The 25199-nt window shown below is 62.1% G+C and carries 26 protein-coding genes; 16 read left to right on the plus strand and 10 right to left on the minus strand.

The window, feature by feature from the left end; all coding sequences use genetic code 11:
- Window positions 1–95: 95 nt before the first annotated feature.
- The 5 genes from ACN20X_RS14095 to ACN20X_RS14115 form a co-directional block, all read right to left on the minus strand.
- Window positions 96–803 carry a class I SAM-dependent methyltransferase gene (locus tag ACN20X_RS14095; protein ID WP_473210732.1) on the minus strand — a complete coding sequence of 236 codons (708 nt, stop codon included), beginning with the start codon at window positions 801–803 and terminating at the stop codon, window positions 96–98.
- A 258-nt stretch (window positions 804–1061) separates the two neighbouring features.
- Window positions 1062–1730, minus strand: coding sequence for a DUF6988 family protein (locus ACN20X_RS14100; protein WP_473210733.1), 669 nt, complete (start codon window positions 1728–1730; stop codon window positions 1062–1064).
- Between the two features lie 53 nt (window positions 1731–1783).
- The gene (locus tag ACN20X_RS14105) at window positions 1784–2011 is read right to left on the minus strand and encodes a hypothetical protein (protein ID WP_473210734.1); all 228 of its coding nucleotides are present in this window, start codon (window positions 2009–2011) and stop codon (window positions 1784–1786) included.
- Between the two features lie 42 nt (window positions 2012–2053).
- Window positions 2054–4045, minus strand: coding sequence for a hypothetical protein (locus ACN20X_RS14110; protein WP_473210735.1), 1992 nt, complete (start codon window positions 4043–4045; stop codon window positions 2054–2056).
- 24 nt (window positions 4046–4069) lie between these two features.
- The gene (locus ACN20X_RS14115) at window positions 4070–4879 is read right to left on the minus strand and encodes a hypothetical protein (protein WP_473210736.1); all 810 of its coding nucleotides are present in this window, start codon (window positions 4877–4879) and stop codon (window positions 4070–4072) included.
- Between the two features lie 616 nt (window positions 4880–5495).
- Between ACN20X_RS14115 and ACN20X_RS14120 the strand changes: the two genes are divergently transcribed.
- The 7 genes from ACN20X_RS14120 to arsH all read left to right on the plus strand — a co-directional run bounded on the left by ACN20X_RS14120 (window position 5496) and on the right by arsH (window position 12020).
- Entirely contained in the window at window positions 5496–6320 is an 825-nt protein-coding gene (locus tag ACN20X_RS14120) for a DUF932 domain-containing protein (RefSeq protein ID WP_473210737.1), read from the plus strand.
- Between the two features lie 75 nt (window positions 6321–6395).
- Window positions 6396–8456: a ParB/RepB/Spo0J family partition protein gene (locus ACN20X_RS14125; protein ID WP_473210738.1), complete on the plus strand. Its 2061-nt coding sequence runs from the start codon at window positions 6396–6398 to the stop codon at window positions 8454–8456.
- 62 nt (window positions 8457–8518) lie between these two features.
- Window positions 8519–8731, plus strand: coding sequence for a hypothetical protein (locus ACN20X_RS14130; RefSeq protein WP_473210739.1), 213 nt, complete (start codon window positions 8519–8521; stop codon window positions 8729–8731).
- A gap of 453 nt (window positions 8732–9184) precedes the next feature.
- Window positions 9185–9508: an ArsR/SmtB family transcription factor gene (locus ACN20X_RS14135; RefSeq protein WP_473210740.1), complete on the plus strand. Its 324-nt coding sequence runs from the start codon at window positions 9185–9187 to the stop codon at window positions 9506–9508.
- A gap of 72 nt (window positions 9509–9580) precedes the next feature.
- The gene (locus ACN20X_RS14140; protein ID WP_473210741.1) at window positions 9581–10867 is read left to right on the plus strand and encodes an arsenic transporter; all 1287 of its coding nucleotides are present in this window, start codon (window positions 9581–9583) and stop codon (window positions 10865–10867) included.
- Window positions 10868–10888: 21 nt separating this feature from the next.
- Complete coding sequence (gene arsC / locus ACN20X_RS14145) at window positions 10889–11317, plus strand: arsenate reductase (glutaredoxin) (RefSeq protein WP_473210742.1); 429 nt, start codon at window positions 10889–10891, stop codon at window positions 11315–11317.
- Complete coding sequence (arsH, locus tag ACN20X_RS14150) at window positions 11304–12020, plus strand: arsenical resistance protein ArsH (RefSeq protein WP_473210743.1); 717 nt, start codon at window positions 11304–11306, stop codon at window positions 12018–12020. Before arsC ends, arsH begins: the two co-directional genes overlap by 14 nt.
- 235 nt (window positions 12021–12255) lie before the next feature.
- Here arsH and ACN20X_RS14155 read toward each other — a convergent pair whose 3' ends face one another.
- The 4 genes from ACN20X_RS14155 to ACN20X_RS14170 form a co-directional block, all read right to left on the minus strand.
- Window positions 12256–12747: a hypothetical protein gene (locus ACN20X_RS14155; RefSeq protein WP_473210744.1), complete on the minus strand. Its 492-nt coding sequence runs from the start codon at window positions 12745–12747 to the stop codon at window positions 12256–12258.
- A gap of 117 nt (window positions 12748–12864) precedes the next feature.
- Window positions 12865–14205 (minus strand): RES family NAD+ phosphorylase, encoded by a 1341-nt coding sequence (locus tag ACN20X_RS14160; protein ID WP_473210745.1) that lies wholly within the window; start codon window positions 14203–14205, stop codon window positions 12865–12867.
- A gap of 459 nt (window positions 14206–14664) precedes the next feature.
- Window positions 14665–16275: a hypothetical protein gene (locus ACN20X_RS14165; protein WP_473210746.1), complete on the minus strand. Its 1611-nt coding sequence runs from the start codon at window positions 16273–16275 to the stop codon at window positions 14665–14667.
- Window positions 16276–16431: 156 nt separating this feature from the next.
- On the minus strand, window positions 16432–17601 hold the full coding sequence (locus ACN20X_RS14170; protein WP_473210747.1) for a dsDNA nuclease domain-containing protein: 1170 nt from the start codon (window positions 17599–17601) through the stop codon (window positions 16432–16434).
- A gap of 1011 nt (window positions 17602–18612) precedes the next feature.
- Between ACN20X_RS14170 and ACN20X_RS14175 the strand changes: the two genes are divergently transcribed.
- Complete coding sequence (locus ACN20X_RS14175; protein WP_016452552.1) at window positions 18613–18927, plus strand: DUF736 domain-containing protein; 315 nt, start codon at window positions 18613–18615, stop codon at window positions 18925–18927.
- A gap of 373 nt (window positions 18928–19300) precedes the next feature.
- On the opposite strand, the gene ACN20X_RS14180 is transcribed toward ACN20X_RS14175, so the two are convergent.
- On the minus strand, window positions 19301–19594 hold the full coding sequence (locus ACN20X_RS14180; RefSeq protein ID WP_016452551.1) for a helix-turn-helix domain-containing protein: 294 nt from the start codon (window positions 19592–19594) through the stop codon (window positions 19301–19303).
- A 223-nt stretch (window positions 19595–19817) separates the two neighbouring features.
- Here ACN20X_RS14180 and ACN20X_RS14185 point away from each other — a divergent pair, with 223 nt between their 5' ends.
- From ACN20X_RS14185 to ACN20X_RS14220, 8 genes are all read left to right on the plus strand, one after another.
- Window positions 19818–20165 carry a DUF2958 domain-containing protein gene (locus ACN20X_RS14185; RefSeq protein ID WP_473210748.1) on the plus strand — a complete coding sequence of 116 codons (348 nt, stop codon included), beginning with the start codon at window positions 19818–19820 and terminating at the stop codon, window positions 20163–20165.
- 341 nt (window positions 20166–20506) lie between these two features.
- Complete coding sequence (locus tag ACN20X_RS14190; protein WP_473210749.1) at window positions 20507–21268, plus strand: DUF2285 domain-containing protein; 762 nt, start codon at window positions 20507–20509, stop codon at window positions 21266–21268.
- 83 nt (window positions 21269–21351) lie between these two features.
- Window positions 21352–21642 carry a helix-turn-helix transcriptional regulator gene (locus ACN20X_RS14195; protein WP_473210750.1) on the plus strand — a complete coding sequence of 97 codons (291 nt, stop codon included), beginning with the start codon at window positions 21352–21354 and terminating at the stop codon, window positions 21640–21642.
- Window positions 21643–21668: 26 nt separating this feature from the next.
- Window positions 21669–22529: a replication initiator protein A gene (locus ACN20X_RS14200; protein WP_473210751.1), complete on the plus strand. Its 861-nt coding sequence runs from the start codon at window positions 21669–21671 to the stop codon at window positions 22527–22529.
- A gap of 265 nt (window positions 22530–22794) precedes the next feature.
- Window positions 22795–23433, plus strand: coding sequence for a ParA family partition ATPase (parA, locus tag ACN20X_RS14205; RefSeq protein ID WP_473210752.1), 639 nt, complete (start codon window positions 22795–22797; stop codon window positions 23431–23433).
- A complete protein-coding gene (locus ACN20X_RS14210; RefSeq protein WP_473210753.1) occupies window positions 23430–23693 on the plus strand; it encodes a chromosome partitioning protein ParB in 264 nt (87 codons plus the stop codon). The genes parA and ACN20X_RS14210 overlap by 4 nt, the downstream gene beginning before the upstream one ends.
- Window positions 23690–24214 carry a DUF2840 domain-containing protein gene (locus ACN20X_RS14215; protein WP_473210754.1) on the plus strand — a complete coding sequence of 175 codons (525 nt, stop codon included), beginning with the start codon at window positions 23690–23692 and terminating at the stop codon, window positions 24212–24214. Before ACN20X_RS14210 ends, ACN20X_RS14215 begins: the two co-directional genes overlap by 4 nt.
- Window positions 24215–24273: 59 nt before the next feature.
- Entirely contained in the window at window positions 24274–24810 is a 537-nt protein-coding gene (locus ACN20X_RS14220; RefSeq protein ID WP_473210755.1) for a S26 family signal peptidase, read from the plus strand.
- The last annotated feature ends 389 nt before the right edge of the window (window positions 24811–25199 follow it).

The following is a 25199-nucleotide window of genomic DNA, read 5'->3' on the forward strand; positions in this document are numbered from 1 at the left end:
CCTAATGACGGCAGCCCGATGAAGGGCCGTGCCGCAAAGCCGTGCGCTGATGGAGGGCCAGGAGGGCCCGAAGTCAGCGCACACCTGATGTATTGCTAGGCCGCCTTACGCTTAGCAAGTATGGAGATGATGACTGGTTCACTCGGCCCGGGTGCCCTGTTGGGGTTGTAGGCGTCTTGGTACCCGAATTGGCTGCCTTCCCGCTCCCACGCCATTATCTGAACGTCGGTCACTTCAAAGCCATTTGGGTGAAAGACGTACTGATCGTAGTCTTCCCGCTGCGAAAGCTTGGCCTCCTCGTCGGTGAACCCTGAAACGCTTCCTCCACGAATGGCAAGGTGAACCCATTCGACAGAGGGTTGGCACAGGGGAAGGGTCACCACTGCGTCTTCGATGTTCTCTCGGTACTTCTTGGCGCGTTCGAGCCACGCTACATCAGATGCGTGTCTTTCCTGGTCATCCGCGTTTGATCCAACAAACCAGGCCACAACCACTTTGGGTACGAAGGCCTGGATGCGGCCGATGGCCTCGGTTGACGGTGTAAGAAAGTCGGTAACCAGGACCTCTGCGTTGGCGCCAGACGACTGAATACGCGCACGCGCCTTTTCAATCAAATCGACGTTGCTGTCGAGGGCCAGAACGGGCCGTGTGGCAGCCAGTGAGATGGTTCCGAAGCCGACCCCGCAGCCGACTTCCAGGACATTCCCATCAGGAGTGATTGAGCTCAGCAGCTTGTAAGCGCCTTGGTCTTCGATTTGCGTCGACTCGTGCTCCCAGTGCGCTGCATAGGTCTTTGGGTCCATACGTTGGTACATCCTTGATCCTGTTCCAAAACATGTCTGCGTGGCAGAGAGCATGACATCGATTTAACGCACTTCTGCGAAAACACCTGTTTTGATCTTGCGCCACATCACTGCCTATGTCGGGCGGCATCGTGTGCTGGCCGCCCATCGCGGGGGTTGAGAGCTTCGGCGGTAGTCAAGGCGAATATCTGCACGATGCACGACACGCCGGCCGGCGGCCTCCACTGATATGGCACGGGGCGTCGCAAGATGCCCTGTTCAAGGTCTGAACAGATCCGGCAAGCAGTCAGCGAAGGCCGGCTGGATCGTGCTTATGGGCTTGGCCACCGTCTCATCGCCGGTGAGGACCGCCATCGTCATGCCCGTCATGGTGGTCAGGCCGTTGGAGCTGCGCAGCACCTGCAGTGCGAGATGGACGGGAAAACCATCAGCGCTGCGCCGCAGCGGATGGATGCCGCCGTGCACGAACGAGTTCATGGCATGCCAGGATACGTCCTTGAAGTGCGACAGCATCTGGTGCGCCGCCGGTGGCACACCTTGTCCGATCCGCTTGCCGATCTGGTCGATCATTTCGCTTGCGCCGGGGAGGTTCTTGGCGGCCTGCTCGCTCGCGAGCGTCAGAGGAGCCATCAGCTTGTCGATCGCCGCATCGTTGGCGGCATAGAGCAGCCACATCGCCCGCGTCAGGGCCTCGAACTGCAGACGCATTAAGCTGACGGCCGAAGTCGGTAGTCGCAATGCCATCAGGGCGCGCAGGGCGATTGCGTGTTCCATGGCGACCAGGCACATACCCAGGGCGGCTTCACCACGGGGCGAGCCGTCGAATTCGGCGTCGCCCAGCAGCGCGTCCAGCTGTTCGTGCAATGCGTCGGAGCGCTGGAGCATTTGCGCCAGCGGATCGTCACTTTGGATGCGGGGTTCTTCCATGCGGGGATGGTCAGAAGATGCCTTTGGGTTCTTTCCAACGCCAGCGGGCGCAGTCACCAGGGCTTCCAGCGTGGCGGCTGTGCCCGTGGCAGTTCGGCCAGGAGGCGCACCTTCGGCAGCGGATGTGGCGCATCGTTCCTGGGCATGCCAAAGCGGCGGCGCACTTCGCGTTCCAGTTCGTGCGCCATGCCGCGCGCGTCCCTTTCTCCACGCAGCGCTCGCTGTCTCCACTCGCGGGCCTGGGCAATCAGTTCCTCGTCCTGTAGCTCTCGTATGTCCATCGTAGATGTCATTGTGCCGGGGGACGCATGGCCTTCGCACAGCTACTCGGACAGCGGGTTACGGCCATAGCCGTTGGCAAGACGTGGTGCCATCTCGGGGAAAAGCACGCCTAGCAACGCGTCATAGCGCCCGGCCCGCAGGTGCGTCTCGTCGCCAGCGTTCACCTTGTCGATGACGCCTTGCCGCCAGGAGGCATAGCGCTCGACTTGCCCTGGGGTGAGCCGAGCGTCCAGACCGTAGGCCTTAACGGCTATGAGATACAGCGTGTGCCAGTGCTGGTAGCCGGGCGTGCTCTGCATGATCGCGTTGAGCACTTGGTAGCCCGTACTGAATGCATAGCCGATGCCCCGGTTGTGCTGGATCGACAGCAGCCGTGAAACGATGCCGGCGCCCCCCACCATCTCGTGGTCGGCACCGCCTGGATAACCATGCGCAGCCAGGGCTTCCGCGGCCTCCATGAGCCGCAGCCAGGGCTCGCTGTCTTCCCCCAATGGCTCGGGTTCTGGGCCCGGCCCCTGATGTGCACGCCGGGCTTTGTTGATGCGGGTGTTGGTGTCGAGGAATTCCGTGGCGGCGGCCAGATAGATCCCGGCCCACTCCGACGCCGGTGTCGCGACCAAGCGGGGGCGTCGCAGCTCGGCCAGGCGCTCCTGAAACCTTACCGTGACTGGATGCTGGTCCAGTTTTGTTTCGAGGATCTGGTGGCGCCACCGCAGGGCAGGGTGATGCACCCAGCGCTTGCCGATGGTTTCGTTCACCACCAGGTGGCGCAGACCTTCCCGGGTCACCCGGCCACCGAGCGAGCCGATGTCGATTTCCAGCGTCGGCATATTGAGTGCCTGGATGCGGCGCAGCTTCTCCTGATCGATGCCGTGGGTCACGGTGACCTCGATCAGCAAGGTCTGGGGCCAGCGCTGGCTGCTGTGGGTGTCCTCTATCAACTCTTCAAAGCCCTCGTCGAGCCAGATTTCCGTGCCCCCAAAGATGAATGGCCGGGGCTCGCGCAGGGTGCAGATGACATCGGGGACGATGCTGCCCTGGTGCCGTTCCAACTGGGTCTTTTGCAGCGGCAGCGTCGTGGATGCTGTCCACCACTCAGCTCGAAGCGTGTTGTCCTCCCATTCGCCGCTGAACTCGTCCGGGGCGTAGCGGATCACTTTGACCTCGAGGCTGGGCGTTGCAATTTGGGAGGCCTGTTCCAGGATCGCCTTGACCTCACTGTGCAACAGCGTCTCGCGGCGCCATTGCAGGGCAATGGATGGCTCCAGGTCCGGGGGCAGATACTGATGGAACTGTGCTTCGTCTGCGGCTTCCCAGGCATCCATAGCCTCGCGCGCGGCCTGCTGGGCCTGCGCGCTCGCGGCCGCTTGCAACGCCTGGTCGCCCCAGTGCGCGCACCAGCGGATATCGGGAAGCAGGCGCAGGCGTCCGCGGATCTCGTCCGGCGACATCATCGCAATGGCGGGATCGGAGAGGAATAGGGTGACGATGGCCCGCCCTTGGCCATCGCTGCCGGCATCGCGCTGCCCCGTAAGGTCGACCAGGAATTCGCGGCCATCATCCAGCGTCAACAGCGCAGTGGCATGGTCGTGGAGCACCGCGCGAGTGATGGAGACGCGCTCTCCGGGTTTTTCCGCCCAGCCTTCGTAGCCCTGGCCACTGAAGCCGATGGCGTTGGCTGACATCCGGCGCCTGGGCAGATCGATGAAGCCACGTTCCTGCAGATGCCGGATCGCGGCCAGCCGCGCGGCAACGAGGGTGCAGTCATCTTTCTGGGCGCCCTTGGGATGGCGGAAGTGCGCTGTGGGGTTTCTCCGCAGGGGTTGCCCAGCCAACACCGGCGTCAGCGACAGGTCGCAGGCCGGGCATTGGCATTCAGCGCTTCCGTCGATGACCTCAGCGTCGTGGATGTAGCGCGGTTCGCAGGTGCGCGAGTCGCGCGCCCATGTCAGCGGAACGGTGTCGGCGTGGGGCGTGGGACGCGCCGGTGCGGTTTCGGTGTCCACCCGCCAGATGCTCGCGTCGTGTGCCATTGCCGCCCTTTCCTTGCTGAAGCACTACTTGGAACCTTCGCGCTCGCGTTGACGCAGACGCTTCACGTAGGGGCCGTCCACCATGCTATCCGCGTCGAGATCCAGCGCGCAGTTCACCAGGATGGCGAACGTGCTGTCGCTGATCTGCAGCCCATGGGGGAGGTGGCCGAAACTCCGGGCGCTGTTCTCTTCGATGCTCGCGAAGAGGGCCTTGAAGAAATCCGCCAGAGAAGCCCGCGGGGCGGCCGTTGCTGCCGCCGTCAAAGGATCGGAGGCCTGTGCAACCGCCGTCGCGGCATCGCGAGCCAGTTCACGGGCGAAGTCGCTCAATGTTGGCCAGTACTTGAGATCGAACTGTCCTTGCAGATTTTCGAGACGCTCCTGCACATAGCTTTTGAATCCGTAGTTCTGCTGGGAGGATGCCTGGATCACATCACAGACGTGGTAGTACGTATCCGTCCGGAAGCCTGACGTGTTGCCGAGATCCGAGCGCTGCTGAAGCAGTTCAGCCAATTCGGCCGCTTGCCTGGCAATCTGCTGGTTCACCTTGGTGAGATCGCTCCGCGCATTGCGCGCCTCCGCGATCTTCTCGGGATTCCAAAGTGCTGCCGCAGTCAGAACCAGTCCCAGAAATGTCTTGAGGGCGTGCGGATGCCGGTGCAGCTTGCTGTGTAGCTCCTCATAGGCCGGGGTCATTTCCAGGCCTCTCGCCAGAAGCCGATCGGCCACGGCGCTTTCGCTGGGCAGGATGTGGTGCTCGGCGTTGTACCGCTTCTCCTCCATGAGGAGCTCTTCACAGGCGTTCTTGGGGGAGGTGGGGGAGTGCAACGTCATAGATGGTCGTGGCTGCTGGACATGCGGGCAGCATATTGAAGCACTCGGGTTCTGTCGGTACCTGAAGCGATCCGGCGAAGTCTTGCTCCAGGTACATCGGCTCTCTAGGGTGTCATGAGCGTCCCCGGCCAATGGCATGTGGCCGGTCGCGCTCTCGTGCTGGCGCATCGAGCCGCCTGCAGCGTCTCGCCCCCTACGGGCTTCGATCGTTCCCTCGCTCCGCTCGGCTGACGCCTCCGGCCCGGCTTCCAGCTCCGGGCCTGCGCGCTTCGCTTGCCGTGCGGTCGGCGGCGGAAGGGGCCGTTGCCATGTCCAGCCGTCTTCCCTGACTCCATCACCTTATCCGCGACCGTAGCCCGCTCCCGTGGGCCATCAAGGCGCGCAGAGCCGTGTCCTCGGCTGCGCCTGCGGGCCGCCCCCACCCTGCGCTGGTTTCCTTGACGGCCCCCGCCCGCGCGCTCCTTTGGCCGCGGGCGATGAACTCAGGAAAGACGGTGGCAACAGGGCCAACCGGGTTCCTCGTGCCGACCGCACCGAACAGCCGAAAGGCTGGGCTCCGAATCTTGGAATCCGGTGTGCGGTTTTCTTCAACAGCCTTTTTGTTCAGGAGAACGACATGCTTGCAACCCGTTTTGCTTCCCACTCCCCCGCGCTGCGCAGCGAAACCCCGCTGTCCGATGACCAGATTCGCAGGGTGGCTCCGTCCATCTTCGCGGATGCCCCGCATGAGAGCCGTTCCGAGCGATACGCCTACATCCCCACGGCTGCCGTGTTGACCGAGCTTCGCAAGGAGGGATTTCAACCCTTCATGGTGTGCCAGACCCGCGTGCGAAACGAGGGCCGGCGCGAGCACACGAAACACATGCTGCGCCTGCGCCATGCCGACCAGATCAACGCCCGCGAGGCCAACGAAATCATCCTGCTGAACTCGCACGACGGCACGAGCAGCTATCAATTGCTGGGCGGCATGTTCCGCTTCGTTTGCAGCAATGGCCTTGTCTGCGGCGACACCGTGGGCGATGTGCGCGTGCCCCACAAGGGCGACGTGGCCGGGCTTGTCATCGAGGGCGCTTATCAGGTGCTGGGTGGCTTCGAGCATGCGCAGGCATCGCGCGAATCCATGCAGGCCATCACGCTGGACGCCGGTGAATCGGAAGTGTTCGCCCGCGCCGCGCTGGCACTCAAGTACGACGACCCGACCAAGCCCGCGCCCATCACGGAATCGCAAATCCTGATGCCGCGCCGGTTCGATGACCGCCGCCGTGACCTGTGGAGCGTGTTCAACCGCACGCAGGAGAACTTGACCAAGGGCGGATTGCAAGGCCGTGCCGCCAATGGCCGCAGGCAGCAAACCCGGCCCGTGCAGGGCATTGATTCCGACATTCGCCTGAACCGTGCCCTGTGGCTGCTGGCCGATGGCATGCGCGCCCTCAAAGCCTGACCCCCTCTGACCTCTTCTTCGCCGGAGGGGCGGTTTCCCCTCCATTCCCTTGTTTCACTCGATTGGAGATTCACCATGAATGCTGTTACCCAAACCGAAGCCCAAGCCCTCGACACCCGCGCTAATGTGCTGCAAGCCGCCGATCCGAGCAAGCACATGATTCTGGTTCCGCTGTCGCGGCTGGTGCTGCGCCCCACGGGCCGCAACGTGCGCAAGACCGTCCCGCGCATGTCTATCCCCGAACTGGCCGCGAGCATTCAGCGCGTGGGCCTGCTGCAAAACCTGATCGTGATTCCCGCCGCTGATGGTGAGCATTACGAGGTGGTGGCCGGTGGCCGTCGCCTTGCTGCCCTCAAGCTGCTGGCGAAGAAGCACCGCATCGCCAAGGGTTGGCAGGTGCCTTGCCTGCAGGTAGCCGATGGCACGGCCCGCACCGCCAGCCTCACCGAGAACGTGCAGCGCGAGGCCATGCACCCCTCAGACCAGTTCGAGGCTTTCGCCGCACTGGTGGCCGAAGGCCGGCCCATCGAGGACATTGCGGCGGATTTCTCCGTCACGCCGCTGGTGGTGCAGCGCCGCTTGAAGCTGGCGAATGTCTCGCCGCGCCTGATGGCGGACTATCGGGCCGATGCCGTGAGCCTTGACCAGCTGATGGCCCTGGCCGGGACGGATGACCACGCGGCACAGGAAGCCGCCTATTACGACGCCCCGCAATGGCAGCGCCAACCGTCCGCGCTGCGCGAACGCCTCACCGAGCGCGAGATTGACGCCTGCCGCCATCCGCTGGTGCGCTTCGTAGGGCTGGATGCTTACGAGGCCGCAGGCGGTGGTATCCGCCGTGACCTGTTCGCGGAGGGTGACGCGGGCGTATACCTGACCGACGTCGCGCTGCTGGAACGGTTGGCGCAAGACAAGCTGGCAGGTATCGCCGCCGAGGTGAAGGCCGAGGGCTGGGCATGGGCCGATGCCACGCCGGTCATGACCCATGCCGACCTGCATGCCTTCCAGCGTGCGCCGAGGGAGCGGCGCGAGCCGAACAAGCTCGAAGCACAGCGCATCGAGAAGCTGCAAGCCAAAATGCAGGAGGTGGCCGAAGCCATTGATGCGGCGACGGACGCCGACGACGAGGACAAGGCCGATGCGCTGCAAGAGGAGGGCGAGCGGCTGGGCGAGCAGTTGCAGGCGCTGGAAGATGGCTTGCAGGGGTACGGCGCGAACGTGAAGGCCGCAGCCGGGGCTATCGTCACCATCGACCACAACGGCGAGGCCGTGATTCATCGCGGGCTGCTGCGCGAAGCCGAGGCCAAGGCGCTGCGCACGTTGGAGAAGCTGCGCCAGGGTTTCAGCGGCGGGGAGGCCGCCAACGATGACGAAGGCGAAGAAGACGAAGCGCCCAAGACCGCAGCGATTTCCGACCGGCTGGCCCAGCGCCTGAGCGCTCACCGCACCGCCGCACTGCAAATCGAGGTGGCGCAGCACCCGCAAATCGCGCTGGCCGCGCTGGTGCATGGCATGGTGCAGACCGTCTTGCGGAGCCGCTACTACGGCCCGAGCAATGGTTCCCTGCCGCTGGGCGTGCGCCTCACGGTGCAAGAACGCCTGGAAGGCATGGCCCCGGACTGGCCGGAATCACCCGCCGCCGTGGCGCTGCGCGATTTGCAGCAGGCATGGGGCGGCAAGCTGCCCGAGGGCAGCGCCGCACTGTTCGCCGCGCTGCGGGCGATGGAGCAAGGCGAGCTGGTCCAACTGCTGGCCGTGTGCGTGGCGGGGGCCGTGGACGTGGTGACGCCGCGCGCCACGGTGCAGCAGCCGGGCGCGGAACTTGCGCAGGCCGTGGGTCTCGACATGGCCGCATGGTGGAAGCCGACCGCAGAAGGCTACTTCAAGCACGTTTCGAAGGCGGTGGTTCTGCAAGCCGTGGGCGAGTTCGCACCCGAGAGCGTCAACCGACTGACGAAGCTCAAGAAGGCCGACATTGCCAGCGAGGCCGAGCGGCTGGTAAAGGGCACGGGCTGGATGCCTACCATCTTCAAAAAGGCAGACGCACCCGAGGAAAGCCCGCAGGTTGCGCAGCAGGACGGCGCGCAAGAAGCAGCCACCGTGATGCATGAACCTGCCGAGGCATTGGCCGCCTGACCCATGCCGAAGGCAAAGCGCCCTGAGCATGGCCGGGGCGCTTTGCCGTAGGGAGCCGAACCATGCCCACCATCAACACCACTAGCCGCCCGCGCATGGCGGCAATTTACGCCCCCGGCACCGTGCGCGCCCACCGCTGGCACGGCAAGGGCGACGTGCGCGGCTACCGTCCGCCCTCGGGTTGGACGGACCGCGCCGACCTCGCGGATATTCACCCCATCACGGGCCGCGCCTTGCAGCGCGCCGTGTGGTGGATCATCGAGACGAAGGAATAACCATCGTCAGCACCGCGCCCAGGCCGTTCCGTCCTGGGCGCGGTGAACTTCAAAATCCGGGCGCGGCGGTGGCCGCACCCGGTGTTGAAGGCCCAACAGCCCAATCAGAACGCCACTGCATATTCCGATGCGACCTGAGCACCAGGTCCAGCGTTTTATGAGCACGGAATCCGGCGCCTGATGAGCACCTTGTCCGAAGGTGTCGCGCAGGCAGCGTTTACGGCGACTTGGTCAATCGGTCCGGCGCCAAGTGCGGAAATGCTGGCTACTTCAGGCTGTGAGCGATCTGTCGCCGGACGGCAGACTTGATGGGACAGCGCGACAAACCGGAGGTACCCATCAGCTGTCGTTCGTGTCGGCCTGCAATCGACCCAAAGCAGACATTGCCATCCCCAGTTTTAGATGAAGGGGTTCAATATTTCCATTATTGTTGAAATATGGAATAATTCTCGCATGGACGAATCTGCAGTCGTTGACTCCCTCGCCGCACTCGCACACCCGCTGCGTCTGCGGATCTTTCGCGCTCTCGTGGTCGTTGGCCCGGAGGGCCTGACGCCAGGTGTCATGGCGGAAGCCCTGGAGACCCCGGGCACAACACTCTCGTTCCACCTCAAGGAGCTGACTCGCTCTGGGTTGGTGACGCAGGAACGATCGAGTCGCCACTTGGTTTATCGCGCCGCGTTCGAGCACATGAATGGCCTGCTGCGGTACCTCACGCAGAACTGCTGTCAGGGGGCGGAGTGCGCCGTGTCGCAAGACAAGACCAGTTGCTGCTGACTAGGGCCGTTCTCCTTCATCCCATCGTTTCTTCCTCCCGCGTCCTGTCTAGTGCGCCAACTTTCCTGCGCCATGCTCCTCGCAGCCCTCATCTTCGTTGTCACCCTGGCATTCGTCATTTGGCAGCCGCGCGGCCTGGGTATCGGATGGAGTGCCACTGCCGGCGCTCTGCTCGCTCTAGCCCTCGGTGTCGTGCACCTCTCGGACATCCCGGTGGTGTGGAACATCGTCTGGAATGCGACGGCCACGTTCGTCGCGGTCATCATCATCAGCCTGCTCCTCGACGAAGCGGGCTTCTTCGAGTGGGCCGCATTGCACGTTGCACGCTTGGGCAAGGGCAGCGGAAAGCGCCTGTTTGCCTTCATCGTGCTGCTGGGTGCCGTTGTATCAGCCGTGTTTGCCAACGATGGCGCCGCGCTCATCCTGACACCCATCGTCATGGCGATGCTGGTGGCCCTGGGTTTCTCGCCGGCCGCTACCCTGGCGTTCGTGATGGCCGCCGGGTTCATTGCGGACACGGCCAGCCTGCCCCTGGTCGTGTCCAACTTGGTCAACATCGTTTCTGCCGACTTTTTCGGCATTGGGTTCAACGAATATGCGTCGGTGATGGTGCTGGTGAACCTGGCTTCTGTAGCGGCCAGCCTAGTTGTTCTGTACTTGTACTTCCGCAAGGACCTGCCGACCACCTATGACCGAGGGTCGCTGAAGCCTCCAGCAGCTGCCATCAAAGACCTAGCCACATTCGGGGCTGGTTGGGTGGTGCTGGTCCTGCTGCTGCTCGGCTTCTTCGTGCTGGAGCCAATGGGCGTCCCAGTCAGCGCTGTGGCAGCCGTCTGCGCTGCGATGCTGCTGGCAGTTGCTGCCCGGGGGCACGTCATCAGCACACGCACGGTCGTGATGGGGGCACCCTGGCAAATCGTGCTCTTCTCGCTGGGCATGTACTTGGTGGTCTACGGGCTTCGCAACGCCGGGTTGACCAGTGCGCTGGCGGGCTTGTTGGACCGATTGGCTGCGGGTGGTATCTGGAGCGCTGCTCTGGGAACCGGCTTCCTTGCCGCAGGACTGTCCTCCGTGATGAACAACATGCCCACTGTACTCGTTGGTGCGCTGTCTATCGACCAGTCCTCCGCGACAGGGCTGGTGAAGGAAGCCATGGTGTACGCCAACGTCATCGGCTGTGACCTGGGTCCAAAAATCACGCCCATTGGCAGTCTGGCGACCTTGCTATGGCTGCATGTGCTTGCACGCAAGGGCACGACCATCAGCTGGGGGCAGTATTTTCGCGTGGGGGTCGTCCTGACGGTTCCCGTGCTGGTGGTCACCCTGGCCGCACTCGCTTTTCGCCTGTCTTTGGCGTAGCACTCATTCTCAAGGAGTCTCATGAGCAACATCACCATCTTCCACAACCCTGCGTGCGGCACATCGCGCAACACGCTGGCGATGATTCGCAATTCCGGTGAGGAGCCCACGGTCGTTGAGTACCTGAAGACACCACCAGACCGACAGACGCTCCAGGCTCTCATCGCAGCCATGGGGGTTCCAACGCGCCACGTGATACGTCAGAAGGGCACGCCCTACGACGAACTGGGTCTGGACGACCCGAAATGGACTGACGAGCAGCTGGTGGACTTCATGCTTGAGCACCCCATCCTCATCAATCGACCCATCGTTGTCACCCCGCTGGGAACGCGGCTGTGCCGCCCATCCGAGCTGGTCCTGGACATCCTGCCGAATGCTCAAGAGTCGGCCTTTGCCAAAGAAGACGGCGAACAGGTCATTGACGCGGAGGGACGCCGTGTCGCAGAGTGAACTTCCCAGCCTGGATACGGCATCGTTTCAACCGTTAGACCAAGCCCGGCTGTTTCCCACGCAGCGGGCCTCGCATCCTCCGCGCATCCTGCTCCTGTATGGCTCAGTCCGGGACCGCTCGTACAGCCGCCTACTCGCCGAAGAGTCCGCACGGCTGTTGCACGCCCTGGGAGCGGAGACCCGGGTGTTCGACCCACGCGACTTGCCGCTACCGGACGGGGCACCTGATGACCATCACAAGGTGAAGGAGCTGCGGGAGCTGGTGCTGTGGTGCGAGGGCATGGTGTGGAGTTCCCCTGAGCGCCACGGCGCCATGTCCAGCATCCTGAAGGCGCAGATTGACTGGATTCCCCTGGCGCTTGGAGCCGTGCGGCCGACGCAAGGCAAGACGCTGGCTGTCATGCAGGTGTGTGGAGGCTCGCAGTCGTTCAACGCCGTGAACCAGATGCGCGTGCTAGGCCGGTGGATGCGCATGCTCACCATCCCCAACCAGTCTTCTGTGGCCAAGGCGTTCCTGGAGTTTGACGAGGCCGGGCGGATGAAGTCTTCCTCGTACTACGAGCGCGTGGTGGACGTGGTCGAGGAACTGATGAAGTTCACCTGGCTGACACGGGATGCGACACCGTACTTGGTGGACCGCTACAGCGAGCGCAAGGAGAGCGTCGAGGCGCTATCTGCGCGGGTGAATCTTCGGAGCATCTAAGGGGGGACGACGTCCGCTTTTGGTCAACCTACGGCTGTCGCATGCCGACCCATTGCGGTCGTTCATTGAAGCACCAGTGGATGCCTGCTGTACAGCGATTGCCGCCGGCAAGCATAGGTCAACGACTGCTCGGCTACCCCTCACTGCTGCCCAAGAAAGACCTACTTTTGTGCAGGTGACGAGGTCCAGTATTCATTGATGTGACGTCATCGATTGGCGCAAGCCTGCCGCGACATCATCGGTCAAATTCTGGGCGAGGACCTGACCGCATGAACACGGCTAACGCTTGCGCCGCTCCCATCGCCAATTGGCGCCACGATGGAGTGGAAAGCAACTCATCGAGACGAGGGAGGTTTGACGGCGTGGCATTGCACACGTCCTCCCATACCAACTGAAAGCACCTCATAGCCCTAATCTCCTCAGACGTGAAGGCAGGTTTGTACTCGAGCCAATCTCCGCTCGCCCAGTCTTCCCATTGATTTAGGATCTCGTTCGGCACTCGCAAGCCGGGAACAGAAGCTTGATACACGATCTGCGCATCGAACAACGATGCCAGTTCGAGGTACTCGATGATTCTGTTGCGGGTCCGTTGGAGAACGGCGATAGGAGTTGTGGGCATGTTGCCTTGCCGAGAAACGCCAGAAAGCTCAAGACTCATATCTTCCCACAGATCTTGGTGACTGAAGTCTGCTTTTGGCTGACCTGCGGCTGTCGCAGGTTGATCCATCACCGTCGTTTGCAATTTTTTGATTAACGTCTGCTTTGCTATATTTCGCCAGTTTCTCGATGCAACCCAGTAGGATCGAACGAATTATATTGCATGAACCTTGACGTGCGGGGAAGCTCACAACTCTTCAACGTCTGTATCAATACCAAAACCAAGCCGATTGCGAACTTCATCGCTCATATAGAAGTCGTGAAGTGTCCGGTATGTGGTGGCCTCTGTTTTGATGGCCTTGATCTTGTGAAAGCGAAGAGATCCGCTTATGATCGCAAGCTTTTCATTTGATGCAAAAGTAACTGGCAAATTGACATCCAAGGCTATATTCATCTCATGAGGTGGTTCATATTGATGTTTGCTGATGACACCAGCCTCTGGGAATAATACAACGTTAGTGCCTTTGTTTCCTGTCTGCACAGACGGAAAGACAAGGCCGTCTACCTGCTTGCCAAAATGAAGCCGTAGGTACTCAAAGACAACCTGAGTGGATAGATAGCTCAACTCATCGTTTCTACTCTTGGGCTTAGACATCTTTTTCACCAACGACCTCAAGAATGTCTTAAGGTGCAAAGCATCGCGATAGCCAATGTCTAACAAAGTTAGCTTAGGAGCTTCGACATCCTCCAGTTTGGTTAAGTCCAATAATTTCAAGGTTGTAGTCGGGGTCAGTGAAACACTGATCACATCATCGCCAGTAATAGAGCGAATTTCGCTCAAGCACGTGCTCCGTTCCAAGGCGCAGTACAAAGCTGAGATTCCGTTCGGAGTCATCCGTTGGCTGCTGGCTTTATCCTTAGGTGTAGGGCCAAGCTGTGAAGCTGGGCTCGCAGTAATCTCCTTTGCTTTTTCGTAGCTCTCGGCGCTGCGAGCACGAAACAGTTGAGTTCCTTGATTTAGTGTTCGAATAACTTCAGGCTTTAGCTCATCGTTGCTTGATACAAGGAATTTGAAAACTGAATCAAGGAAGCTACGAGCATTTGGATTGAAAAATCGGTGTGAGTGTCTAATTTCGTCAATGAAATTGGCCCACTTTATTTCATAGAAGTTGTGCTCCAAAAGCCCAGTATCTTCGTAGAAATGGGTTTCTTTGCCGTGATTGTTGATTTTGAAATCGTCAGGAACTCTATCACAGAGCTCATCATAGAAAACCTCGTCCTGAAGATTGAACCAATCCTCAAAAATTACGTCGCAGGTGCTGATTGCAATCTCGTCAGAACCACATTCGTAGAGCATTGTATGCTCAAAGTGCGACAGGTCGTCTTCAGCGGCCACGTTCTCCCTTACACGTTCGTAGATGTAGTCAAAAAGAAATTTGGTTTCAACAGTGGTTCCGTTTTTTTTGCAATACCTACATGTACCGATATGCCCATTGCGGTTGACTAAATCTTTGAGAGACGGATGCGTGACACAAGCTGAACAAATCATTTTTACCCTATGCGTTTTTTGACCAGTGTAGACCTGCATCGACAATGCATTGAGCGAGCAACTGGTCTCTGCCGTTGCTAAAAAGTCTAACGCCTATGGGGACCTAAAGCGGCCAGCCAATCTGATTAGGCGTCTGGCAGCTTCTGGCCGAAGCCGGGCCTAGCTACTTGTGAGCGCAGCGCCGCAAAGGTGACCTTCGGGGCTGCACCTTGAGCGTCCGGTTTAGGTTGGACGTCAACGGGTGCGGGCCGGTGTCAGTCGGCCAGGAGAGGGCAGCCGCAGCGAAGCTCCGCACGGCAACTATCTGCTTCTGACTGGTCCGCAACCGTCGCTTGTAGCTCCCCACGAGTCGCCCGAAAGGTCGCCCGCCGGCGCTAACTTTGCAGCGATTGCTGCCATTGCCACTACGCGGCTGAGTGGGCGCTACAGCGCTGAGTTGGAACGCTTGCACTGGCACCACAGCTGAACTCCTCCGTTAAATTAGATGCCACTTGCACGCTATTCCTGCTTATCTTTGGCTGGTTGTGACAATAAGTTGGTGTACATCGCGTGAAGCAAGGGCTCAACCTTGCTGTAGGTAATATCCCATTCTTCCTCGATGAGGACCGAGTACTTCCGCTCGAGGTGTAGTTCGTAATCGAACGGAAATTCTGTGCTCGTCTCGAGACCTACGATAAGCTGGATATCGTCCGGCAAGTCCTTAGCAATGAACTCAAGCACTGCCGGAAGGTTGATGTCATCTTGCGCCTGCTGGTTGGGGGAATCGATGACCACCGGAATATCGTACGTGGCGTTAGAGCCGTGCGCAGTGCGCCAAATCGCCGCGTAGTAGGCTAGTAAGGAGCGTGGACCTCCACTGCCCGAGAGGTCGGGCCGGCCTGCAAGCTTCATCTTGGATACGTCAATGGAAGGAAGCTTGAGTGCAACCCGGCCTGCGGCGTAGAAGTCTCTGAAGTCGGAAAGTATTGCTTTCGTCCGCTTTATCGCTCGCAGTTCCTTCATTGTCTCGTCTAGCTTGTCAACGGCTACGACAGCTTCGTCAATGGCTCGCTGAAGCTGCTGGCGTTCGGCGTGAAAGGCGGCCAAAGCACTCTCGGCACCGATACCTCCGACCACGTCGCGGAACTTGAGCTCGCCCTTTTTGGTGTCCAGCATCCGAGATATCCGAAGATAGCTCTCGTTGAGAGTAGCCAATTCGCTAAACGCCTTTTGGCACCGAATGCGGACAATGGCCGCGTCGTCGCGAAGGCGGGCGGCTAGTTCACGCAGGACGCGCGCATCCTCTGCAAACCGCAACAAATCTAGGAACGGCTTTTTGTGCTCTGCGTGGCATGTGGGACAAACCAGCGGCTCGCCTCCTTCGTTCCGAATCCATGCCGCGTCACTGTTGTAAGCCTTTAGCGCATCGTCGGCCATGCGAATCTGATGGTCTAGGCTGGTCAGCAACTCCTGTTCGCGAACTGCGTCACTTCGGAGCTTCTCTTGGTGTTCGTTGAGCTCAGATACCTCGCGGATCAGGTGTGCGATTTCGGCCTCAAAGTTCTCAGCGCTCAACTTGGGACCATGCACCGGTACAGTGCGACTGAAACGGTCCAGTGTGCGCTGCAACAACTTCAGCTCTCGACGGTGCTCTTCCAGTATACGCGCCTGCTGGCCTTTCTTTGCCCGCGCTTCGTAGTACGCAGGAGGGCAAACGCCGGTGAAGTACTCAAGGATGGCGGACCAGGGCGCCTTGAAGCGCCGGAGGCCTTTGAAAGTGTTCCATTCAGACTGCCAGCTTCCGTCTTGATTCACATAGAAGGGCAAGAAAAAGCACGCAGCGTCTGCCGAAACAATATTCGAGTCGTTTTTGTCTGAGAAGACTAGGTTGAAGTTAGTGATATCGCAGAAGACTCTCGTCCATTCGACGAACTTACCGGTTGTAGCAACCAACTGAAGGTCTGCATTGAACAGTGCTCGGCGGCCATTCTGGTGGAGAACAAAGAAGTGCTTACCGTCGAACGAGAACTCGAGTAGCGAGACGGCGTCTTCATCCCAAGACTCGAGAGTTCCCTCTGGGGTAGCGCCCAAGGTCTCAAACAGACTCCGAATCAGTGTCGTCTTGCCCATGTGATTCCGGCCCCTGATGAGGTTCTTCCTCGGGTGGAATTTCACGTGGCGTGCCTTTTTGTCCCGTAGTGAGAGCAGCCAAATGTTTTGAAATCGGAAGCGATGCATAGGTCTTTGTTCTCAAGCTACGAACGAGAAGTCTCAGTTCGGGTCCATTCATATCGTCACAGCCCTCATGACAAAGCGCGCCAGAAGATCTTCGTCCCGGTACCCCCCGAAATTCGCTTTCATCGCGACCAGAGCAGCATCGACGTATGGCCTCAAATTTGCTCCACACGGGTTTGTCTGCATCCAGTTGTCGCAGAACGCGTCAATCGCTTGGGCTTCAGGTGATGCTCCGGTGAGTCGCTCCACCGCACCTCTAGCTGCAGCGATTCGCATCGTCGTTAGAGCTCTGAAGTCAAAGCCCTCCTGTTGAAGCTTCGTGAGCCAACTCTCGAAGAGCACGTTTCGATCAGGGATGCTTGCAAGTGAGCTTAGTGCCGCTTGTAACTCAGCTCTAGAAAAGCCGCGTTCTTTGATCAAATCAGCGAATGTCGCGCACGTCGCCGTGTGCCGACCTAGCGCAGATATCTTCATGACAAGCGACTCTACAAACGCACGAGCCTGTGCAGCGTGCCCTGGGCTGCGTTGTGTAAGCAGCTCTAAGGCTCTTGTCACCGCTGGCGCGGAAGGGTCATCAGGATGAATTGCCACACGAGCGAGTCGCACCTTCTTGAGATCTGGAGCCGGCGCGCCCGAAGTGCCTAGAGTGTGGAGCGCGTCGGTCAGGAGCTGTGCGTGGTCGGCTGCCAAGTCTGATAGCGAGCACGGCAGCGATGTTGCTGCATTCGCCCCGGAGGCGAGTGGGACGTCACAACCGGCGTTTGAGATGAAGAAACCCTCAACTGGCAATTTTTCGAACGCAGTCAAACTCAGATGGAGCTTGCCGAGGACACTGTCGCCAACTTTATCGAAGCTTGGGGTTGCGGTAGGTACTTGTGCGGCGGGGGCGACGTTCTTTTTCTTCTTGGTGGTCTTCGGCTGCTTTGGCGCGGAGGTACCGGTCAACACTGACCAGGACCAAGTTCCAGTGTCCTTCTTCTTGACTTGGTAAACAACGGCCTTGGTAGGTGCGCTAATGGAATCGAGCTCGGTGACGTCCTGGACTGCCTCGAAAAGAAGCAAGAAGTCAGGGGCATTTGACTGCTCCAGTTCGACCATCCTGAGAACAGCCCACCATCGCTGAAAGTCAACGCCTTTAGCTCCGTGTCCGCCCCCCGTCTCAGTGAGGCCCGGCTTGTTGGCAACCAGCAGAACTTCCGCCGATCCTGTAGCAATGGTCAAAGCATTCCTCCATAAACACCGTTGCTCAATCGAAGGCAATTCGTTGTTGCTCGTAGGCGAGCGATGTGTAACTCGTGGGATTGTACAAGTTGTAACGATAAAGCCAGAAATCGATTAATTTTCAGTGCGCATCGCGGTTACTCACAATGGGGGTTTTTCAGCAATAGCGGGTGCCCGAAGGGCTCGAGGAGACTGACGGTTCAAGCCTGAAGCCGTCGCTCGGAAGTCCGCAGCGTCCGGCAGCTATTGGCCGATAGTGCACGGTCGGCGTCCAAGTCTGGACGACAGCAACCGCTGCGGAGGTGCCACTCGTGCTGGGCAGCTGCCGGGATCGCATGCTCGTAAGCGCACGGCGATCCCATTTTGGCCGCAGCCAGCCGCACAGGTATCCCCACCGCGCAGGCTTGGCGCCCCACGACGCCGCCGAACCGGCATTGCCGGATCGGCCCGGCCAGCGCCCCGACGCATGGGCAGTGCTCGGTGGGTGCGCAGTGGGTTGCTGCGGCAGGTTGTGCGAATGCGTGCCATCCCCAACGCTGGTGGGTCTCACCCATCACGTCACGAAGTACGGTTCACGGACATCGCGCCCGGCATCGCTATGGGGCTTCCACGCTGTGCCTCAAGACTGGCGCCGCAAGGTGTGGCGTGGGCGTTCTCGCTTGTCGTCGCGTGGTTGACCTGGCCCGCGTCAGTGGGCGAGCCGGTGAAGCCTTCGTGCGGGAATGCCGAGTCGGTCCTGTCTCCTTTCGGTGCAGTTCGGCCCAAGGCGTCCTTGTGTTGTTGTGAATCCTGGCGGTGGCGCGGCTGCGCCTCGGGCTTCCTGGCTGCAACCGTCCGGCGAAAACAATTTCCCCTCTGCTGCGCAGATTCCTCGCGGGCCAAATTCTTTTCGCCTTCCGGCTCTCCACTGCGTTGCGACCGCAAGCGGTGCAGCCCGCCCGTCCCCCGCCGGCCGGATCACAACAAGGACGCGATGGGCGTGAACCTTGTTCCACCAAAAGGAGATCCATCATGGCCAACATCGGCAGCTTCACCGCAGACAAAGACGGCTACACCGGCACGCTTCGCACCCTGACGCTCAACGTCAAGGTCAAGCTGGTGCCCAACGACAAGGGGGACAACGAGAAGGCTCCTGACTTCCGCCTGCAGGCCGCCAGTCACGACATCGGCGCGGCGTGGAAGAAGACAAGCGAGGCCGGGCGCGAGTACATCTCCGTGACCCTGGACGATCCTTCGTTCCCGGCCACGGTCTACGCCCGCCTGATCGAGGGTGAGGACGGCACGCACGACCTGATCTGGTCGCGCAGCAAGCCCCAGGCGGCCTGACGGCCGCCAGCGCCCCGCCCACGTGGCGGGGCGCAGTGCTGCCTTCGCGGCACTCAAGGAGGCAACATCAGCAACACCATCGCCAAGGCTGCGCCGTGTCGAGCCGCTTTCGCATGTGTTGAGTTGCCCGCTGCAAGCGGTGGCCGGGCGTGTCGGTGCCTTGCACCGCCGGGCTTTGCGGGTTGCGCCCCGTGCCGCCTTTGCCGTCACGGCCATCCGGCTCCAATCCCTCACGCCTTAGCGCCTGAGGCGCTGCGCGCTTTGCTTGCCTCCAGGGGAAAGCCCTGCGGCCTATCCCCGCCGCGCGATGCTTGGCGCCCCTGCAGTCCCCGAACCGGCTGAGCCGGATCGGCCATGCCAGCGCCGTCGCTCGCTATGGCGTGTCACTCTTCTTCGCCACAGTCTCCAACTCCTGGCGCACCTGCACCAGAAGCTGATCGACCTGCTGCAGATCGTCGCCGGCATAGGCCAGCGTCAGCAGCGTGAGCGGGTGCACCTCCATGACCTCGCACAGCTCGGCCAGCTTGTTCAAGGTGGGGCTTTTTAGGTCGCGCTCCAGCGTGCTCATGTAGGTGCGGCTGGACACGTCGGAGAACGCCTCCTGGCTCAATCCACGCGCTTTCCTGATGGTCTTTAGTGCCTCCGACAATGTATGTTTCGCTGCCAACCCTGGATCTCCCCAAAATCCAAGATGACAGCCGATTGCGTCCTATAGGACTACAATCTATAGTGTTCAACTATGCTTGCCTGCCGCCTTCGTGCTTTTACGGAAAGCCGTATCTGCGGCTTCTCACAGAAGCGCAAAGCCGCATCCGTGCCTTTCCTCAAACCCGCCGATGCGGTTTTGCGCTTTCACGTTTCGGCGGTTTTGTGCGAATGAGGGGACGCCCATGAACCAGCTCATCACCGAGGACGAGCGCAGGCTGTGGCTGGAACACGGCCAGGCCCGCGCCGCTGACCGGGTCATCGACCCGCTGCCCGTGGTGCGGCTGTTCACGCCGGATGCACACGCCGCCTGGCTGTTGGTGTCGCTCGACCCCGCCGACGGCGATGCGGCCCATGGCCTGATCGACTTGGGGATCGGCATGCCCGAGCTGGGCGAGATCAAGCTGTCCGACCTCGCATCCATCGTCGGGCCGTGTCAGCAGCCCGTGATGCGGGATCCGTATTTCCGGGCGGTGCGCCCGTTGTCGGAGTACCTGCGGCTTGCCCAGGAGAATGGTGCCGTTCTCGATTGAGCCATTCGTGCTCTGGCTAAGCCGGGCGCATTGAGACTACTTCTGTCCTGCTCCAGACCCCTTAGGTCTTAGTCCGCACTGTTGCACCAAACCGGTGCCATCTTGACGTAAACGGTCATGATGTCGGCCGTGGCATCGGGCACGGTGGATATCGCAGGAGGCGCGCATGTTCTCGCGCGCGAGCGTCGCATTCAGACGATCCATGCAACCCATCGAATGCATCTCGTCTGGACACAAGTGACCAATCTATCAGCTTGTTCACGATTGGATGTTAAGTTCGATGCGGTGACGTTTGCGTGTGAAACCGGTGACGGTTGTCCTGCTCTACGGGAGCTTGCGTCATGGCCGAGCCACACCACCTTGCGCACTGGTATCCGACCGCCGCCTACCTTTACGTCCTGTGCCTGGACACGCTGGCACTGGCCTGGGAGTATCTGCGCCGCCATCCCGACTACCGGCTCGACTGGCTGCGCCGTCATCGCCGAGCACAAGCAATGCATGAGGCTGCGCATCGCTGGGGCCTGCGTCTGCTGGAAGACCCGGCCTTGGATGCGCGTGACGCGCATCCAGCCTGGCTCCCCGGCCATGAGGCAGTGGTGCAGCTTCACCCCAATGCCGATCCGCCACCGGATGCCGAACCGTTCGCGTTTTGGCGCATTCCCGGCCACAAGCAACTGCTCCACGACGGTAGGGGCCTGGCGCTGATCGCGCGCAGCCCCGGCCTTTGCCAGCGCTATGCGCTGGCGCCTGGCCTGGAGGACGGCATGGCCGTGGCCCATGCCTACCGTCGCCGTGGGGCTATCCACGTGCCTGACACGCCAGCGCCCATGGCTCGCCCCCGACCGCCCCCTGCGGCGCTGCTGGAGCTGCACACCCTGCAGGCGCTCGACGCCACCCTGGCGGGTGCGTCCTTGCGCGACGTGGCCGAGGGCTTGTTCGGCGTGGATGCCGCAGCCGGTTGGTACAGCGATGGCGGTCTGCGCTCCAAGGTGCGCCGCCTGGTGCGGCGTGGCGATGCGCTGATGCGCGGTGGCTATCGCCGGCTAGCACAGCTGTCACCGCTTGAGAAGGGCCGTTCTGAAGGGGACGCAAAGCGACCCTGAGCAGGAGCGCTTCGTTTTCTGAGACTGCCTCCATCCGGTTGCGCTGTGTGGCCGGAGCCCTGCAATCGATGGAGATTCTCACCATGCGTCCCGCTCCCTTGCGGCCTGCCGCCGCACCCGAAGCTACCTCGGCCACTGCCGCGCAGCCGCAGCGCTATCTCACCAACGACGAAGCCGCCGACTACCTGCGGCTGTCGCCGCGCACGCTGGAAAAGCAGCGCGTGCTGGGTGGCGGCCCCAAGTTCCGCAAGTTCGGCCGCCGCGTGATGTACGCCGTGGCCGACCTCGACGCCTGGGCTGCGGATCGCAGCTTCGAGAGCACGTCCGATCCCGAGTACGCCGAGCAGCATTCGGCGGACAGCCGTGCGCGCTGATCGCTGGCGCGCGGGTGGCCTTCGCCATGTCCAGCCCTGCGCTGCCCATGCGGCAGCGACCGATGCAGGAGCGCGAACAGCTCGACCTGTTCCGCGCCTTGCCGGGCGCCATGGCGCCGCGCGACAGCCAGGACTTAATGGCCTTTCCGTTCTTCTCGCTAGCGAAGTCCCGGCGTATCGCGCCGATCGACTTCCGCGCCAGTGGCATCACGATCCGCGTGGAAGGCACGCAGGAGCATGGTATCGCCACGATCTGGGATGCGGACGTGCTGATCTGGGCAGCCTCGCAGATCGTGGAGGCGCGCGACGCGGGCTTGCGCCCGTCGCGGCTGATGCAGGCCACGCCCTACGAGATCCTGCGCTTCATCGGACGCGGTACGTCGCTGCGCGACTATCAGCGCCTCAAGGCCGCCCTGGATCGGCTGCAATCCACGACGGTGGCGACGTCCATCCGCGAGACGACCGGGCGGCGCCTGCATCGCTTCTCGTGGATCAACGAGTGGAAGGAGCTGGCCGATGCCAAGGGCACGCCCTTGGGGCTGGAACTGATCCTGCCGGACTGGTTCTATGCGGGCGTGCTCGATGCTGCCCTCGTGTTGACCATCGACCCGGCGTATTTCCGGCTGACGGGCGGAATCGAGCGGTGGCTATACCGATTGGTGCGCAAGCATGCCGGGCGCCAGCTTGGCGGCTGGCAATTCGACTTCCGACACCTGCACCGCAAGTCGGGCAGCACGGCCAAGCCCTACGACTTTGCCTGCGACCTGCGCGCGCTGGTCGCGCGGCAGTCGCTGCCGGGCTACGTCCTGGGGATCGAGCGGCTGGATGGCGCCGAGCTGCTGACCTTCCGTCCCATGCGTCCCGTGCCGCCCACGGCACGGGGATAACCGGTGCGCGTCCTGTGGACGGGCTCGTGCTATCAGGCGTGCCCGGTATCGTGCTATCAGGCGTGGGACTATCGTGCTATCAGGCGTGCCCATCGGCCGCAAAGCCAATGCTGGCGCGGGTTTCGGCCTCCCTTAACTTCCCTAACTTAAATTCTCTAACTGGTAGTAGCAGCGCCGCGTTTCGGTGGACAACTACCCAATCGGCGAACGAGAGCCACGAAAACCAGCAGCGACAGCCAGGTTCTCCAGCAGGGAGGCCCAGGCCATGATCGTCGCGCTGCTCAACCAAAAAGGCGGCGTGGGCAAGACCACGCTCGCCACCCACATCGCCGGCGAGCTGGCGATGCGCGGGCAGTCGGTCATCCTGCTGGATGCCGATCCGCAGGGCTCCGCGCTGGACTGGACGCAGCGCCGCAGCCAGCAAGGCTTGCCAAGGCTGTTCAGCGCCGTGGGCCTCGCACGCGAAACCCTGCACCAGGAAGCGCCAGAACTCGCCAAGCGGGCCGATCACATCGTCATCGACGGGCCACCACGCATCGCGGCGCTGGCGCGCTCCGCGCTGCTGGCCGCCGAGCGCGTGCTGATTCCCGTGCAGCCCAGTCCCTACGACCTGTGGGCCAGTGCCGAGATGGTGGCGCTGATCCGCGAGGCGCAGGTGTTTCGCCCCGCATTGCGCGCTGCCTTCGTCATCAATCGGCGCGTCAGCACGACGGTGATTGGGCGCGAAGCACGCGGCGCACTGGCCGAGCAGCCGATGCCCGCGCTGCGCGCGGAAGTGCATCAACGCATCGTGTTCGCCGACAGCGTCGCCGCTGGCCGGCTCGCACGCGAGACGGCGCCTGGCAGCGCCGCCGCCCGCGAAATCACCGCGCTGGTGGACGAACTGCTGCGGTGGCCGTCATGAGCAGTCCCTCCAGCAAACGCACGGGCAAGCGCGTGGGCATCGGCGCGCGCCCGCCCGCGAATCCGCACGCCGAGGCGTGGATTCGGCAGGGCAGCGCCGACGAGCTGCACAAGGGCGATCTCTACACGGCTCGCCTCACCCTCGACATCACGCCCGCCATGCGCTCGCGCATCAAGGTATCGGCCTTCACGCAAGGCGTGACGGTGGCCGATCTGTTGCGCGCGCTGCTGGAGCGGGAATTTCCGGAGAAGTCTCCATGACCACACCAGTTTCGACAGCATTGCCGCCTTCATCTGCCCCGCCGATCGGCCGAGCCGACGGCGTGCCGCTGACGCGCGTTGCACTCGCCTACATCGACCAACGCTTCGACCTCTATCTGCGCTTCGGCGATCCTGCGCGCATCATCCGGTTCGACCGCTGGCGTCGCTGCGCGGTGTTCACGCCGAACGCGGTTCTCTGCCGCATTCGCTGGCAGGCCAACGACTACGGCACGATCCGCTGGCAGCTCATGGTGATGCAAGCGTGCATGCCGATGGATGGCGCGCAGCGCATCCCCGGTGTGCAGCCGGGCGCGCGCTTGTTGCTGCACGTCGAAGGTGAACAGTCGGTGCACGCCGTGCTGGAGCGCATCGACGGCATCGAGACGCTGGGCATCGCGCCTGCAGGCGCGTCGCCCGGGTACTGGCGCACGCTGGGCAACCGGCTCGCGGCGCGCTTGCCGCTGCCCGAGTACACCGCCGAGCGGCATGCCGCCTGGCTGGCCGGGAGGGTGCTGTCATGACGGTCACAACAGCATCACTTTCTAGCTCGCCAGCGCACTCACGTTCGCGCGCTCGCCTCATGTTGGCAGGCCTGTCCGCCTGCGGCCTCGCTGCGCTGGCCTGGGCGTCCTTCGTGCACCCGCTGCCGCGCTTGACCTACAACCCGTCCGACAGCGTGGCGGCCGGCTGGTATCGCGTCGATCCACTCGACCGTCGCACCAACTCGCCGCTACGTCCTCTGCAACCTCCATTGCACGTGGGCAGCATCGTGCTGGTGCCGCTGCCCGCCGAGGCCGCCGCGCTCGCTGCGCAGCGCGGCTACCTGCCGACGCGCATCCCGCTGCTCAAGCGCGTGGGCGCGGTGTCGTCTCAAGAGGTGTGCATCGTCGGCGGCAGCGTCCGCATTGATGGTGTGCCTTCGGCCGCCGTACTGGCTGCTGACCGCTGGGGCCGGCCGCTGCCATCCTGGCCGCAGTGCCGCCGCCTTCGGCCTGGCGAGCTGTTCCTGCTCAGCGTCACCAATCCGGCATCGTTCGACAGCCGGTATTTCGGGCCGGTCAGCGCAGCCGCCGTGATCGGCGTTGCGCGCCCGGTCTGGCTGGAGTCTCGCCCATGATGGCCGCCGATTCGCTGCACGTCGCCGTGCATCTCATCGTGCCATCGGGCGTGTCGCGCCGCTGTTCGTCGCCGTGTCGTCGCGCGTGCAGTGCGTGTGCATTCGCACCGCACTTCGCGCTGCCTCCGGCGCAGCCGTCCTACGTGCAGGCGTCTTGCCTCGTATGCGGCTGGCCTGTGGCCATCGCCGTGTCCGCCGGGGCGCTGGCAGCGGGGGCTGCAGCGCCGCCGGGCCGCAAGTGCTGGGAGCGAGAGCCTGGGGTGTCAGGGGAGGCAAATGCGGAAGGCAAGACAAAAGGGGGCGGCACCTGTCGGCCCGCAAAGCCAGTCTGCACATGGAGGAGGCGCGGCACGGAGCGGCTTCGCCGCCGTGCCGCTGGGGGCGCCAGA

This window comes from Delftia sp. PX-1 (assembly GCF_055797465.1).

Coding starts and splice junctions, on each gene's coding strand:
- ACN20X_RS14095 (WP_473210732.1), bottom strand. CDS start 803: ATGGACCCAAAGACCTATGCAGCGCACTGGGAGCACGAGTCGACGCAA.
- ACN20X_RS14100 (WP_473210733.1), bottom strand. CDS start 1,730: ATGGAAGAACCCCGCATCCAAAGTGACGATCCGCTGGCGCAAATGCTC.
- ACN20X_RS14105 (WP_473210734.1), bottom strand. CDS start 2,011: ATGGACATACGAGAGCTACAGGACGAGGAACTGATTGCCCAGGCCCGC.
- ACN20X_RS14110 (WP_473210735.1), bottom strand. CDS start 4,045: ATGGCACACGACGCGAGCATCTGGCGGGTGGACACCGAAACCGCACCG.
- ACN20X_RS14115 (WP_473210736.1), bottom strand. CDS start 4,879: ATGACGTTGCACTCCCCCACCTCCCCCAAGAACGCCTGTGAAGAGCTC.
- ACN20X_RS14120 (WP_473210737.1), top strand. CDS start 5,496: ATGCTTGCAACCCGTTTTGCTTCCCACTCCCCCGCGCTGCGCAGCGAA.
- ACN20X_RS14125 (WP_473210738.1), top strand. CDS start 6,396: ATGAATGCTGTTACCCAAACCGAAGCCCAAGCCCTCGACACCCGCGCT.
- ACN20X_RS14130 (WP_473210739.1), top strand. CDS start 8,519: ATGCCCACCATCAACACCACTAGCCGCCCGCGCATGGCGGCAATTTAC.
- ACN20X_RS14135 (WP_473210740.1), top strand. CDS start 9,185: ATGGACGAATCTGCAGTCGTTGACTCCCTCGCCGCACTCGCACACCCG.
- ACN20X_RS14140 (WP_473210741.1), top strand. CDS start 9,581: ATGCTCCTCGCAGCCCTCATCTTCGTTGTCACCCTGGCATTCGTCATT.
- arsC (WP_473210742.1), top strand. CDS start 10,889: ATGAGCAACATCACCATCTTCCACAACCCTGCGTGCGGCACATCGCGC.
- ACN20X_RS14155 (WP_473210744.1), bottom strand. CDS start 12,747: ATGGATCAACCTGCGACAGCCGCAGGTCAGCCAAAAGCAGACTTCAGT.
- ACN20X_RS14160 (WP_473210745.1), bottom strand. CDS start 14,205: ATGCAGGTCTACACTGGTCAAAAAACGCATAGGGTAAAAATGATTTGT.
- ACN20X_RS14165 (WP_473210746.1), bottom strand. CDS start 16,275: ATGGGCAAGACGACACTGATTCGGAGTCTGTTTGAGACCTTGGGCGCT.
- ACN20X_RS14175 (WP_016452552.1), top strand. CDS start 18,613: ATGGCCAACATCGGCAGCTTCACCGCAGACAAAGACGGCTACACCGGC.
- ACN20X_RS14185 (WP_473210748.1), top strand. CDS start 19,818: ATGAACCAGCTCATCACCGAGGACGAGCGCAGGCTGTGGCTGGAACAC.
- ACN20X_RS14190 (WP_473210749.1), top strand. CDS start 20,507: ATGGCCGAGCCACACCACCTTGCGCACTGGTATCCGACCGCCGCCTAC.
- ACN20X_RS14195 (WP_473210750.1), top strand. CDS start 21,352: ATGCGTCCCGCTCCCTTGCGGCCTGCCGCCGCACCCGAAGCTACCTCG.
- ACN20X_RS14200 (WP_473210751.1), top strand. CDS start 21,669: ATGTCCAGCCCTGCGCTGCCCATGCGGCAGCGACCGATGCAGGAGCGC.
- parA (WP_473210752.1), top strand. CDS start 22,795: ATGATCGTCGCGCTGCTCAACCAAAAAGGCGGCGTGGGCAAGACCACG.
- ACN20X_RS14210 (WP_473210753.1), top strand. CDS start 23,430: ATGAGCAGTCCCTCCAGCAAACGCACGGGCAAGCGCGTGGGCATCGGC.
- ACN20X_RS14215 (WP_473210754.1), top strand. CDS start 23,690: ATGACCACACCAGTTTCGACAGCATTGCCGCCTTCATCTGCCCCGCCG.
- ACN20X_RS14220 (WP_473210755.1), top strand. CDS start 24,274: ATGTTGGCAGGCCTGTCCGCCTGCGGCCTCGCTGCGCTGGCCTGGGCG.